Genomic DNA, 13,787 nt, shown 5'->3' on the forward strand with positions numbered 1-13,787 from the left:
GGGAGCGTCCGGACGCGGTCAGCGCCTCGCCGAGGATCCGGTCTTGCGGAGCTGCGCGAGGGTCGTCACGGGTCCACCTTGGTATGCCGACCGGAGGTCGGACTCCTTGGGCCGGAGAAGTATACGAGCGCGGCGGCGACGGGTGTGGGTGACCCGCGCAGCGGGAGGCGGCCGTCTCCCGAGGCGCTCACGCCGTCGACCGAGCGAGCCCGACGCCCGGCGACCGGGATGTCCGGTGACGAGACTGTCGAGCTGCCCCGCCTGTGCGCCCACCGGACGGAGCCCACGCCGAGGTGTCCCGCCGGTGCGCCCAGCGAGCGCCGCCCACGTCGAGGTGTCCCGTCCGTGCACCCAGCTCGACAGTCGCCCCGGTAGGTGTCTGGCCGACGGCCGCCCGGCAGGTGTCTGGTCGGCGGCGCTGCGGTGCGGACCCGCGAGGTACACCCGGCGCGGTGCGGCGGGGAGTGGTGTCAACTCCCGCCCGGATAGGCCGCCGGAACAATTCCGTATTACCGATCCGGCGAAGGATCGCGTAGGGCGCGTGGTAGCCGCCCACCGCCGCAACGCCGTGGTCGGGCCAGAGGAGCCGGTGGCAGCAAATACACCAAATTCCGCAGGTACGGTCGGAACGGCGCTCCGTGATTGCCATTCATATCGAGGACAATTAATGTGACGCTCATGGCGATCCTGACGCGTCGCGCGGCATGTGCGGTGGTCCTGGCGGCGGCACTGACCCTCGGCGTCGCGGCCGTGGTGTTGTTGCCGACCCGCGCCCAGGCGGCCACCTCGGCGTTCCAGAAAGAGCGCGAGTGGTCGACCGGTTATCTCGGCAAGATGACCGTCCGCAACGACACCGCGGCGACGATGACCGGATGGCGGGTGCAGTTCGAGTTGCCGGCCGGCACCAGCATCGGCCAGTACTGGAACGCGGAACTCACCCGGGTGGGGACGCGCCACGTCTTCACCAGCCTGCCCTGGAACGGCGCCCTCGCCGCCGGTGCGTCGACCAGCTTCGGCTGGATCGCGGCCGGCACCGGCTCACCCCAGGTCTGCCTCGTCAACGACGTGGCGTGCGCCGGTGACGACGACGACGGCGGGCCGGACGTAAGCCCGCCGGCCATCCCGGCGAACCCCCGCACCGCCTTCGCCGGCCCGACCCTCACGCTGCTCTGGGACGCCTCGTCCGACGACCGGGGCGTGACCGGATACGAGATCTTCTCCAACGGCAGCCGGTTCGCCACCACCACCGGCACCAGCCACACCATGCCGGTCCCGCCGCCGATGCTCTTCACCTTCGGGATCCGGGCGGTAGACGCCGCCGGCAACTCCTCCCCGTTCGCCATCATCAAGCTGGGCTCGCTGCCGGACAGCGATCCGCCGACCACCCCGGGCAACCTGCGGCTCACCGGCCCGCACGACGGCCACTACCGCATCACCTGGGACGCCTCCCGGGACAACGTCTTCGTCGCCGGATACCGGGTGCAGCAGACCGGCACCGTCTCCGGGATCACCCTGGTCGGCGACACCTTCGGCTACGGCGTCTCCCGTGGGTACGGCAGCTATCTGTTCGAGGTCCGGGCCTTCGACAGCTCGGGCAACTTCTCCGCTCCCGCGCACATCGGGATCGCGGTGGACCCGCCACCGCCGACCCCGACGCCCTGACCGGAGAGCCCGCGACCCGGGACCCGGGAACCGCCGGCATCGCCCGTCGGGCCGACAGGCGTACTCGATCCAGCTCATCCATCAAATCAGTTTGATGTATCGTGTGCGGATGCTCGTGTCGAGTCGATCCGCCCCGGCGTTCGTCCGGCTGGCCGGCCACCCGCTGCGCTGGCAACTGCTGACCGAGCTGGCCGGCAGCGACCTGCGGGTGCGCGAGCTGGTCGCCCTGGTCGGCCAGCCGCAGAACCTGGTCTCCTACCACCTGCGGCTGCTCCGCGAGGGCGGCCTGGTCAGCACCACCCGCAGCACCTTCGACGGCCGCGACAGCTACTACCACCTGGACCTGGACCGCTGTGCCGAAGCGCTGGCGGCGACCGGCACGGCCCTGCATCCGGCGCTGCGCCTGGCCCCGGCACCGGCGGCGGCCCCAGCGGTCACGGCGGTCACGGTGCTCTTCGTCTGCACCGGCAACAGCGCCCGCTCACCTCTGGCCGAAGCCCTGCTCCGGCACCGCACCGCCGGCCAGGTCGCCGCGGCCAGCGCAGGCACCCGTCCCGCGCCCCGCACGCATCCACACACCGCGCGGATCCTGCGCCAGGAGCACGGCATCGACCTGCCGCCCCGGCGTCCCCGGCATCTGCACACGCTCACCGGCCGGCGCTTCGACTACCTCATCACCCTCTGTGACAAGGCTCGCGAGGTCAGCCCCGAACTCGTCGACCACGATCGCCGGATCCACTGGAGCATTCCCGATCCCGCGCCGTCCGGCGACCCCGACCGACAGCCCTATCCGGCCCTCGCGCGTACGGCGGCCGACATCGACACCCGCATCCGACACCTGATACCCGTGCTCTCCACCATCGACCCTACGGAGGTCCAGCCGTGACCCCAGCCGACCGGTACGCCAGCGTCCGCTATCTCGTCGACGACGTCCGGGCGGCGCTCGACTTCTACACCGCCCACCTCGGCTTCCAAGTGAACAGCGATGCGGCTCCGGCCTTCGCCGACGTGGTCCGCGGCCCACTGCGACTGCTGCTGTCCGGACCCGCCAGCTCCGGCGCCCGCGCCACCCCCGCCGACGCCGCCGACCCGGGCCGCAACCGCATCCACCTCGTCGTCGACGACCTGGCCGCCGAGATCGACCGACTCCGCGACGCCGGAGTCTCCTTCCGCAGCGAGTTGGTCTCCGGGCCTGGCGGACGGCAGATCCTGCTCGCCGATCCCGCCGGCAACCTGGTCGAACTCTTCCAGCCCGCCAGGTAGCCCACTCGCGCGGCGACGCCCCTGGTCGCGGCCGCGCGCCGCCGGTTACGGCCTCACCGACGGGATGGTGGGCGGGGGCGGGTCGATGGCGATGTCGATCCGGGCCGTCGGCGAGTACCGCCGCATGGTGTCGACCGCCACGAGGCCGGCGCCCGGGCCGGCGCGCAGACCGCGATGAGCGAGCTGCGCGACCTGGTACGCGGCATCCACCCGCCGATGCTCGCCGACCGTGGCCTGGCCGGGGCGGCCGAATCGCTCGCCGCGGCCAGCCCCGTGCCGGTCGCCCTCGACCTGCGGCTCGGGCGGCGGCTCGGCGCGCCGGTCGAGTCGGCGGCCTATTTCGTGCTCGCCGAGGCGCTCGCCAACGCCATCAAGCACAGCGGTGCCACCCGGATCGAGATGTCCATCGTGGACGAGAAGGCCCAGCTCCGGCTGCGGGTCCACGACGGCGGCCGGGGCGGCGCCGATCCCGCGCTCGGTACCGGGCTGCGCGGCATCGAGCGGCGGCTCGGCGCGTTCGACGGCAGCGTCACGGTCACCAGCCCGTCCGGCGGCCCCACCCTGGTGGAGGCGGTGCTCCCGTGCGGGTCGTGATCGCCGAGGACCTGGTGCTGCTGCGGGACGGCATGGTGCGGATGCTCACCGCGTACGGCTTCGACGTGGTAGCCGCCGTCGCCGACGGTGCCGGGCTCGCGGAGACCCTCGTGTCACTGCGTCCCGACGTGGCGGTGGTGGACGTACGCCTGCCGCCGACCTTCACCGACGAGGGCCTGCGCGCCGCGATCGCCGCCCGCCGCGAGGTCCCGGGCCTGCCGGTGCTGATCCTCTCCCAGTACGTCGAGCAGGTCTATGCCCGCGAACTGCTCGGTGACCGGGCCGGCGGGGCCGGTTACCTGCTCAAGGACCGGGTCGGCGAGGTGCGGGAGTTCACCGACGCGATCCGCAGGGTGGCATCCGGCGGGACGGTACTGGACCCGGACGTGGTGTCCCAACTGCTCGGCAGCGGCCGGGCGGCGCAGTTGGCGACGCTGACGCCGCGCGAGCGGGAGGTGCTGGCGGTGATGGCCGAGGGGCGGTCCAAAGGCGCGATCGGCGCCCGGCTCGTGATCACCGAGAAGGCGGTCAGCAAGCACATCAACAGCATCCTGACCAAGCTCGACCTGCCGCCGTCCGACGACGACCACCGGCGGGTGCTGGCGGTGCTGGCGTACCTGGGCGCCTGACCGGCCGGGTGCGGGCGCGGCGGTCGCCGATGCGCGGTGCGGCGATCCACATATAGCCGGATGCCGATTGACAAAGTTTGGTCTCCAAACTTAATGTCGGCTCTCCGGGGGCACCGCGGCGCCCTCGCCTGCGGCGCGCCCCCGGCACCGTCCAGCCGCCGAATCCAGGCAAGGAGTCCCATTGTGAGTCTGCAGAGCACGGTGCCAAGAACCCGCTGGCGGGTCGGCCTGGTCGCGGCGAGCGCCGCCGTACTGCTGGTCTCGGGGGTGACGGTGGCGGTCAGCGCCCAGGCGGCCGCCGGCTGCCGGGTGGCGTACTCGACCTCGGCGCAGTGGTCGGGTGGCTTCACCGCCAACGTCGGCATCACCAACCTCGGTGACCCGGTCAACGGCTGGAGCCTGGCCTGGACGTTCCCGGCCGGGCAGCGGGTCACCCAGGCGTGGAACGCGAACGTCACCTCCTCGGGCAGCCAGGTGACCGCGACCAACGTCAGCCACAACGGCACGATCGCGACCAACGCCACCGTGTCGTTCGGCTTCAACGGCTCCTGGACCGGCACGAACACCGCCCCCACCTCGTTCACGCTCAACGGCGTCGCCTGCACCGGCGACGTCGGGGGGCCGACGGGCCAGCCGACCACCCGGCCGCCGACCAGCGCGCCGCCGACCACCCGGCCGCCGACCACGCCGCCCCCGGCCGGAAACGCGATGGCGGCGGTGGCCGCGATGCAACCGGGCTGGAACCTCGGCAACTCGTTCGACGCGGTCGGCGCCGACGAGACCGCCTGGGGCAACCCCCGGGTGACCGAGGCGCTGCTGGACAACGTCCGGGCGCAGGGCTTCAACAGCATCCGGATCCCGGTCACCTGGAGCAACCACCATGGCGCGGCGCCGAGCTACACCATCGACGCGGCCTGGCTCAACCGGGTACGCGAGGTGGTCAACTGGGCGCTCGCCGACGGCTTCTACGTGATGATCAACATTCACCACGACTCGTGGCAGTGGATCAACACGATGCCGACCGACCGCACCAACGTGCTGAACCGCTACAACGCGCTCTGGACGCAGATCGCCGCCGCCTTCCGGGACGCCTCGCCCCGGCTGACCTTCGAGAGCGTCAACGAGCCGCAGTTCACCGGCAGCTCCGGCGACGCCCAGAACGCGACACTGCTGCACGAACTCAACACGTCGTTCCACCGGATCGTCCGGCAGTCCGGTGGCGGCAACGCCACCCGGCTGCTGGTGCTGCCGACCCTGCACACCTCGGCCGACCAGCCCCGGGTGGACGAGTTGGTGAGCACCTTCAACACGTTGAACGACCCCAACCTGATCGCGACCGTCCACTTCTACGGGTACTGGCCGTTCAGCGTGAACGTCGCCGGCGGGACCCGCTTCGACGCCACCGTGCAGCAGGACCTGACCGGCGTCTTCGACCGCGTCTACAACGCGTTCGTCTCCCGCAACATCCCGGTGATCATCGGTGAGTACGGGCTGCTCGGCTTCGACCGGCACACCGGCACGGTCGAGCAGGGCGAGAAGCTGAAGTTCTTCGAGTACCTCGGCTACTACGCGCGCAACCGCAGGATCACCACCCAACTCTGGGACAACGGGCAGCACTTCGGCCGTACCTCGTTCCAGTGGAGCGATCCGGAGCTGTTCGCGCAGATCAGGTCGAGCTGGACCACCCGCTCCGGCACCGCGTCGAGCGACCAGGTGTACGTGCCGCGCACCGGCTCGGTCACCGCCAAGAGCCTGACGCTCAACCTGAACGGCACCACCTTCGCCGGCCTGCGCCAGGGCAACACCGACCTCGCCAACGGCGCCGACTACACCGTCTCCGGCAACACCCTCACGCTCACCGCCGCCGCCGTGACCCGGCTGGTCGGCAACCGGGCGTACGGCGTCAACGCCACCATCCAGGCGCGGTTCTCCCAGGGCGTGCCGTGGCGGATCAGCATCATCACGTACGACCCGCCGGTGCTCTCGAACGCGACCGGGCCGACCAGCTCGTTCGCGGTACCCACCCAGTTCCGGGGCGACCAACTCGCCACGATGGAGGCGAAGTACGCCGACGGCAGCAACGCCGGCCCGCACAACTGGACCTCGTTCAAGGAGTTCGACGTCGCCTTCGCCCCGAACTACAGCGCGAACTCCATCACGCTCAAGCCCGAGTTCTTCGCCGAGGTGAACGACGGGCAGCGGGTCACCCTCACCTTCCACTTCTGGAGCGGCACCACCGTCACCTACTACGTCACCGAGTCGGGTGGCAACGTCACCGGCAGCACGTCGTGACCGGCGCCGGGGTGTCGGGGCCGCGCCCCGACACCCCGGTCCCCCCTCGGGGAGGCACAGGCCCGGGGGTCTCGCGGGCGGTCACGCCCGTCGGCGCTTCCGGACGGCGAGTGCGATCGCCCCGCCGAGGGTGAGGCCCAGCCCGGCTACGCAGGCGCCGGCCGCGACCGTGCCGGCGAGCTTGCGGACCAGGTGCGGGTTGTCGGGCCGGTCACCGACCGCCAGCAGCGGCGCACCCGTGCCTGTACTCGCGACGCACGTGAGCTGCCCGCTCCCGCCGCGCTCGGCCCGGATCTCGTACCGGGCCGCCCAGGTCCGGCCACCGCTGAAGAACGTGAAGGTGTCCGGCGCCTCGGTGACGGTTATCGGCGAGCCGGCCACCTCGCCGGTGCACCGCCCGTCGAACGTGGCGGTGTCCGGGCTGACGTAGAGCACCGCCGGCTCGCCCGCCCGCAGTTCCAGCCGCGCCGACTCGCCGGCCCGGAAGTGCCGGCCCAGGGTCGGGAAGTCCCCGGTCCACGACCGGATTCCGACGACAAGCACGGCGACCGCGGCCAGCAGGGCGAGCACCGCGACCGCCCCGGCGACCGCGTACCCGTACCGGGCAGGTGGCGGCTGGTGTGCGTCGACCCGGCTCATGGTCCGACATCATGCCGGTCGAGGGCGGTCGCCACGATCCGGGGGCCCCGCCACGACCGGGCGCGCCGACGATTCGACGGCAGCGCCCGGCGTGACCTGGTGGCGCCGCTATCGCATGACCCGCACGCCGAGGGCCTCGTCGAAGAGGTCGGCGACGCTGAAGGCCGAGACCGTCGCGCCGTCCACCTGGGCGTTGCCGACATGGGTGCCGTACGCCACGGTGCCGACGAACCAGGGGCCGCCGCTGTCACCGACCTGCGTGATGTTGTCCCGCACCGCCACCTGCCGGTGCGAGGTGCCCCGCCGGTCGGTGATCGACACGTCCAGGTCGGCGATCAGGGAGCAGCGCCGCAGGCCGGTGCTCTGGCCGAAGACGCATGCCTGGTCACCGATCATCATGTCCGCGAGCGCCCGGACACCCGTCACGTCCCGGATCTCGGTGGAGCCGCCGACGAAGTCGTCGGTCACGGGTACCCCGGAGGTCGTCGACCATTCGACGTCCCCGAAGTCCCCGAGATGTTCGTCGAAGAGGTTGAGGGGATGGCGGGCACCGTTGTGCACCGCCTCGCTGTTGTTGCAGTGCGCGGCGGTCGTCACGCCGACGAATCCCCCGGGGCTCACCGAGAATCCGGTGGTGCAGAGCAGTCCGGCACCGGGCCGGGTGGTGGCGAGACCGCCGAAGAGGCTCGTGTGCCGGACGTTGGCCGGGCCCTCGACGACGTCGAGATCCAGCCCGGTCCGCAACGCCGCCGGCAGCGCCTCGGCGACCGTGGCGGCCCGGAAGGTGCTTCCCGGCTCGGCCGTGACGGTGGCCTGCACCTGCCCGGTCCGGAGGTGGGCGGCGGTGGTGACGGAGGTGTATCCCATCGCCTTGAGGTGTCCGTGCACCGTCCTGGACCGGTCGGCGAGTTCCCGGGCCGAGTACGGCTGGCCGTCGACGATCCTGATCGGGAGCCCGGAGGCGGCCACCATGGCGCGGACGGACTCCGGGGCCTTCCCCTTGACCAGGAACGTGGGCGCCTCCCCCGGTACGTCGGGCAGGACCCCGCCGACGTACGTGTCGGGCAGTCGGGTCGCCATCGCCCGGTGCAGCGGGCGTACCCGCTCCGCCAGCTCGTGCCGGGCGCGGGCCTGGGCCACCGTCCACCCCCGCTCCCGCGCCAGCGTCGCCAGGTCCGCCGCCAGAGCCTGGGCCTCGTCCTGCCGGACCGTCCCGACCGGATCGGGCTCCGCTCCGCCAGGCGCGGCGAAGACCGGCGCCGGTTGCCCGGACGTCGACACCAGACCGAGCACCACCGCGGCCACCACTGCCATCCCGGCTCTCGATTTCATCGGCACATCCTCCCTGGACCGGCGCGATACCCGCGCATGCCTCGATCTGGGGAAGGTAGCCGTGCGCGGCCGCGCCGAGAGGTTCGACCGGACAGCGCTGGACATGGTTGGACAGGCGTCCCGGGACGGCCAGCCGTCCCCGCGCCGGCACGCCGTGGCGGTCCCCCGGGGAGCCCGGGCGGGGACATCCCGGACGACGAATGAACCTTTTTCAACCTCCCCTTGCGGTCCGGCGGACCGCAAGGTCGGGCGCGGTGCGTGAGCGCCGCGCGGTTCAGGTTGAAAAGGTTCAATGTGTACCCGACAGCGGCAGTGCGCGGAGCACGTTCAGTCGGCCGCCGGTCTCCGGTTGCCGGACGCCTCGCCCGGACCGCCGACGAGCGCGGATTCCCGGCCCTCGGCCCGGCCCTCGTCCCGGGCGCGGGCGAGGAGTTCCGCCAGCCGCCGCCGGCGCCGCCGGAGAACGGTCCGGACGGCGAGGCCGACGGCGCCGAGGAGGGCGACGAGGACCAGTTGCGGCCAGGGCAGGGTCCACACCGTCACGGTGGCCGAGGCGGGCCGGACTTCGACGCCGGCCGGGCCGCCGCCGAGGACGGCCGGGGTGATCTCGACGCTCGTACGCAGCGGCCCCAGCGCCCACACCCCACCGACCCGTACCCCGACCTCCCGGTCGCCGCCCGGCAACATCTCCGCGGCGTCGGCCCGGGCACCGTGGTCGAGCAGGCCGAACAGCTCGGCGGTGGTGACCCGGCCGGTACCGGTCACCGCGACGTCGCCGTCGTTCGTGGTGGTGTACCTGACCCGGACGGAGCCGGCCGAGAAGGGATTCCACGAGTGCCGGTAGCTGGCGGTGAGGTCGTCGATCGCCAGGCTCGCCGCGACCGTGCCGCTGACCCGCATCATGACCCGGAACCCGACCCGGCTCTCCACCGCCACCGTCCCCCCGGTGCTGGTGACCGTCGCCGCGATGCCGGCCGGGTGGTCGCCGGGCGTGGCGTCCGGCGGCACGGTGACGGTGAACGGCACCACCTTCGTCGCCTTGGCCCCGACGGTGACCTGTCCCTGCACCCCGATCCAGGTGCCGCCGTCCACCGACGGGCGGTGGGAGGGGAGCATGTTGAAGCGTCCCTTGTCGGTGAGATAGCCGTCGGCCGCCTTCAGCGAGAAGACCACGGTCGCGTCGCTGAAGTTCCGCACCGCCAGGTGCTCGGTCACCACCTGGCCGGGGTCGAGGGTGTGCTCGATCCACCGGCGGCCGTCCGGACCGTGCCGGTCGGCCGGCTGCACCGCCCAGGTGAGCGCCGGCCCGGTCGGCTCCGCCCCGGCATCGGCGGGCGCGAACGGCACCGTGCCGAGCAGCACGGCCAGCACGGCGAGCAGCCGCGACAACGAACGGATCATGGCACAGTCCTTCGCGGCGGGATGTGGTGGGAGCCGCGTGGTTGCGGCCCCCACCGGTGCGGCTATTCGAACAGGGACAGGGTCAACGTCGAGGCGTACTCGCCGGCGGCGACGTCCACCGGGGTACGCAGGTACAGGTCGGCGTCGACGGAGTACGAGTCGCCGGTGACCGCGGCGGAGTCGAACGTCGACACCAGCAACTCCTGGTCGACCAGGCCGACGTTGTTGCCGGGCTGGGTCGGCTCGTCGAGTACGGTCACCACCTCCTCCCCCTCGCTGACCTGACCGGTGTCGCCACCGTCGAGCAGTCGCGGCTTCCAGCCGAAGTGCCCGGCACTGATCGGGGCCTGGCCGGCGCTGCCGACGAAGTCGGTGGCGCTGCCGAGTACGGCCCAGGCGGCGCCCTCGGGCACCTCCTCCGGGGTACGGGTGTCCGAGACCGTCACCGTCGGCAGGGTACCGACGAACTGCCGGACCAGCAGGGTCGAGCCGTCCTCGGCGAGCGCGACCGAGTCGGCGGCGATCGACAGGGCGAGTACGCCCGGTTCCTCGATCTCCTCGATCTCGACCGTCACCTCGACGTCGGCGCTGTCGCCGGGCTCGGCCACGGCCGGTGACGGCAACGCCATGGTCCCGGCCAGCACGACACTGGCCGCGCCGGCCGCGACCAGCCGGCTGCGATTCGATGTGCGCATAAGAGTCTCCGTTGTTCTTCGTGGTGGGTGGGGATGGCGGAGATCAGTCGGTGCAGGTGACGGCCGGGTGTTCGGCGGGGTGGACGGTGGTCACCTCCTCGCCGTCCACCGTCCCGGTGGCGCGCACGGTGACCGGGCCGGCCGCGACCGAGGCGGCCCGGGTGGCGAACGACTGGTAGGCGTTGGCCCCGGGCGCGACGTCCGGGACGGACCGCTCGCCGTAGGCGCTCTCCAGCACGACGGTCACCGGCGCGTCGTGGTCGTTGCGGGCCTGCACGGCGACGTACGCCCGGCCGGCCAGGCAGCGCGGCACGACGGTGACCGTGACCGGCACCCCGGGCCGTACGCCCGGGTCAGCGGCGAAGACGCGCCACTCGGTGATCGCGATCGCGGAATAGGTGCTGCCGTTGCCGTTGGCCCGGACCGTGGCCCGGACCCGGGGCGTGCTGACCGGGTCGAAGGTGACGGTGTTGAACGTGCTGGTGCTGGTGCCGTAGCCGGACGCGCCGGTGACGTCGCGCCAGGCCGAGCCGGCCTCGTCCCAGTACTGCAAGACCCAGCCGTCGGGCTCGGCGACGCCGTCACCGCTGCCCTGGTCGGCGTCCCGCCAGAACTTCAGCTCGGTACCGGTGATCCGCACCGGCCGGGCCCAGTCGTACTGGACCCACTGGGTCGCCGGGCGGGTGCCGGACCAGGTACCCCAGAGCTGTGCCTGGGTCGGGTTCTGCGGGTCGGCGTTGTCGTTGAGCGCGGTGACGCTGTTCCAGCCCGCGGTGTAGGAGGCGGTCGGGGTGCCGATCGGCCCGATGTTGCCGGTCAGCGGCCCGGACAGGTCGGCCGGGATGGTGAGGTTCTTCGCGGTCTCCAGGTTTCCGGCCGCGTCGAGCGCCCGGAACGAGACGGTGTGCTTGTTCGCGTCGGGTGCCGGGATCGCACCGGTGTAGGTGGTCCAGGATCCGGTGTCGACGGCGTACTCGACCCGGGCGACCCCGGAGGTGGCGTCGCTGGCGGTCACCGTGACCTTCCGGGTGGCCCCGTCCAGGGTGGCCGTGCTGACCGGTGCCGTCGCGTCGATGCGTACGGCGAGGTCCGCCCGGGTGGAGACGTTGCCGGCCCGGTCGGTCGCGGTGGCCGTGACGGTGTGCTGGCCGTCGCCGGAGACCGTGACGTCGACCTGGCGTACCTCGGTGGTGACGCTCGGCTCACCGCCGTCGACCCGGGACTCGATGGTCAGCCGGCCGCCACGGTCGTCGACCCCGGCGGCCCGCACCCGCACCGCGGACCGGTACCAGCCGGCGGTGCCGGCGCTGCCGCTCGGGGTGAGGGTCAGGGTCGGCGCGGTCTCGTCGCCCTCGGTGTCGTCCGGCGAGATGACGGTGACCTGCCCGGAGACCCGGCCGGCGGCGTAGCCGAGCACGCTGCCCTGGACGGTGAACGTGCCGGGCCGGGCGACCTGCTCCGGGGTGACCGGGTCCCAGAAGACCGGCACCCGCAGCGTCTCGGCGCCGAACGGCACCGGCAGGGTACCGGGCAGTTCGGCCTCGCCGGCCTCGACCGTCATCGGCGGCGCGGTGACCGACTCCGGCTGTGCGGCGAGCACCTTCCACTCCTCCACCGCCACCGCCGAATAGCTGCTGCCGTTGGTCGACGCGTCGAAGGTGGCCCGGAGCTGCGTGGTGGTCACCGGGTCGAAGCTGGTGTTCTGGAAGCCCTGCGTACCGGTCGGGTAGCCGCTCGGGTTCGGCACCTCGGCCCACTGCCCGGCCGCGAGGTCCCAGTACTGGATGCGCCAGCGGGCCGGCGCGGCCACGCCCACCCCGCTGCCCTGCGGCTGGTCGTTCCAGAACTCGATCTGCGAACCGGCGATCCGCATCGGCTGGTCCCAGGTGTACTGCACCCACTGCTGGGGCGGGTTGTTGCCGGTCCAGGTCCCCCACATGTCCGGTGGCAGCGGGTTCGACCGGACGATCTCGTCGTTGAGCGCCTTCACCCAGTACTGGGTGGGTACGGGTTCGTTGGAGACGGTGACCCTCGCCTCCTGCGCGATGTTCGGCCGGGGTGTCAGGTCGCGTCCCTTGACCGGTGTCGGCGTGACCGGCTTCATCCGGGGCGGGGTCTGGGGGTCGTCCCACTCCAGCGGGTCGATCGCCACCGACCGGCGGAAGTGGCCGCCGCCCACCGCGTCGGCGGTGTGGTACGCCAGATACCACCGGCCGTCGAACTCCAGGATGCCCGGGTGGCTCGTGGTCGAGGAGACCGGCCGGAGGATGGTGCCCCGGTAGGTCCACGGTCCCGTCGGCGACGACGCCGTCGCGTAGCCGATGCAGGCGTGGTAGTTCGCCGGGGTGCACGGCGAGGTCGGGCCGGCGTTGTTCCCGGCGTACGCGAAGTAGTAGGTGCTACCGCGCTGGAAGATCCAGGGCGCCTCGAAGAAGCCGGTCAGGCCGGTCACGGCACGCGGGGTGCCGACCGGGGTCTTCATGTCCTGCTGGAGTTCCAGCATCCGGAGTTGGCCGAACGAGCCCCAGTAGACGTACACCCGCTGGTCGGGGGCCTGGCCGTCGATCAGGATCGTCGGGTCGATGTTGTGGATGGTGTTGGCCGTGGGGACCCGCTGGGAGATGATCGGCCCGCCTGCGTGGTCGGTCCACGGGCCGGTCGGGCCGGTCGAGACGGCGACGCCGATGGCGAACTTGTCCGCCGCCGGGCTGTCCCGCTCGTGGATCGGGACGTACCAGTAGTAGCGGCCGTCGACGCCCCGGACCACCTGGCCGGCGTACGCCCGGCCGGGTGTCGCCCAGTCGAAGACCTGCTCCGGCCGCATCAGCGACGGGTAGTGGGTCCACTGCCCCGCCTCGACGTCGGTGGTCCGGAACGCGCCCCACTCGTTCATGACGAAGTCGTTGGTGGACGGCCCGGCCTCGTCGTGACCGGTGTAGATGTACAGCTCGTCCCGGCCGCTGGAGTTGCCGGGTGCACCGGCCGGCACCACCAGCGGGGCCGGGTCGGCCGAGTAGTAGCTGCCGTCGCCGAGGATCGGGTTGCCGGTGTTGGTAAAGGTGTTCGGCTCGGCGGCGTGGGCCGGCGCGCCGACCCCGACCAGGCCGCCGGCGAGGAGCCCGGCGACCAGCACGGCAGCGGCCCTGCTGCGGAACCGGCGCGCCGGCCGGTGGTGCGCCGGAGCGGCGCCGCGCCCCACGGTGCTGTTCACGGTGTCGATCTCCTCATCTGCGACGGGGCTGCTTTCGGGGGCGGGCGGGGTGGCGGTGCCGCTGTGGCG

The 13,787-nt window shown here is 72.4% G+C and carries 11 protein-coding genes; 6 read left to right on the forward strand and 5 right to left on the reverse strand.

Features of this window, described 5'->3' with window-relative positions; genetic code table 11:
• Nucleotides 1-678: 678 nt before the first annotated feature.
• From ACQEVC_RS41635 to ACQEVC_RS41660, 6 genes are all read left to right on the forward strand, one after another.
• On the forward strand, nt 679-1,662 hold the full coding sequence (locus ACQEVC_RS41635; RefSeq protein ID WP_432889455.1) for a cellulose binding domain-containing protein: 984 nt from the start codon (nt 679-681) through the stop codon (nt 1,660-1,662).
• Between the two features lie 109 nt (nt 1,663-1,771).
• Nucleotides 1,772-2,548, forward strand: a complete 777-nt coding sequence (locus ACQEVC_RS41640) for an ArsR family transcriptional regulator (protein WP_432889457.1) — start codon at nt 1,772-1,774, stop codon at nt 2,546-2,548.
• Nucleotides 2,545-2,925 (forward strand): VOC family protein, encoded by a 381-nt coding sequence (locus ACQEVC_RS41645; RefSeq protein ID WP_432889459.1) that lies wholly within the window; start codon nt 2,545-2,547, stop codon nt 2,923-2,925. Before ACQEVC_RS41640 ends, ACQEVC_RS41645 begins: the two co-directional genes overlap by 4 nt.
• 174 nt (nt 2,926-3,099) lie before the next feature.
• On the forward strand, nt 3,100-3,519 hold the full coding sequence (locus ACQEVC_RS41650) for a sensor histidine kinase (RefSeq protein ID WP_432889461.1): 420 nt from the start codon (nt 3,100-3,102) through the stop codon (nt 3,517-3,519).
• Complete coding sequence (locus ACQEVC_RS41655; protein ID WP_432889463.1) at nt 3,507-4,148, forward strand: response regulator; 642 nt, start codon at nt 3,507-3,509, stop codon at nt 4,146-4,148. Before ACQEVC_RS41650 ends, ACQEVC_RS41655 begins: the two co-directional genes overlap by 13 nt.
• Nucleotides 4,149-4,241: 93 nt before the next feature.
• Entirely contained in the window at nt 4,242-6,440 is a 2,199-nt protein-coding gene (locus ACQEVC_RS41660) for a cellulase family glycosylhydrolase (RefSeq protein ID WP_432889465.1), read from the forward strand.
• A gap of 81 nt (nt 6,441-6,521) precedes the next feature.
• On the opposite strand, the gene ACQEVC_RS41665 is transcribed toward ACQEVC_RS41660, so the two are convergent.
• The 5 genes from ACQEVC_RS41665 to ACQEVC_RS41685 all read right to left on the reverse strand — a co-directional run bounded on the left by ACQEVC_RS41665 (nt 6,522) and on the right by ACQEVC_RS41685 (nt 13,718).
• A complete protein-coding gene (locus ACQEVC_RS41665) occupies nt 6,522-7,079 on the reverse strand; it encodes a hypothetical protein (protein ID WP_432889467.1) in 558 nt (185 codons plus the stop codon).
• Nucleotides 7,080-7,187: 108 nt separating this feature from the next.
• Nucleotides 7,188-8,411: a hypothetical protein gene (locus ACQEVC_RS41670; protein WP_432889469.1), complete on the reverse strand. Its 1,224-nt coding sequence runs from the start codon at nt 8,409-8,411 to the stop codon at nt 7,188-7,190.
• Between the two features lie 327 nt (nt 8,412-8,738).
• A complete protein-coding gene (locus tag ACQEVC_RS41675; protein WP_432889471.1) occupies nt 8,739-9,812 on the reverse strand; it encodes a hypothetical protein in 1,074 nt (357 codons plus the stop codon).
• A 62-nt stretch (nt 9,813-9,874) separates the two neighbouring features.
• The gene (locus ACQEVC_RS41680; protein ID WP_432889473.1) at nt 9,875-10,507 is read right to left on the reverse strand and encodes a hypothetical protein; all 633 of its coding nucleotides are present in this window, start codon (nt 10,505-10,507) and stop codon (nt 9,875-9,877) included.
• 43 nt (nt 10,508-10,550) lie between these two features.
• A complete protein-coding gene (locus ACQEVC_RS41685; protein WP_432889475.1) occupies nt 10,551-13,718 on the reverse strand; it encodes a family 43 glycosylhydrolase in 3,168 nt (1,055 codons plus the stop codon).
• Between the last annotated feature and the right edge of the window lie 69 nt (nt 13,719-13,787).

It is taken from the genome of Plantactinospora sp. CA-294935 (assembly GCF_050936445.1).
Lineage (GTDB): Bacteria > Actinomycetota > Actinomycetes > Mycobacteriales > Micromonosporaceae > Plantactinospora.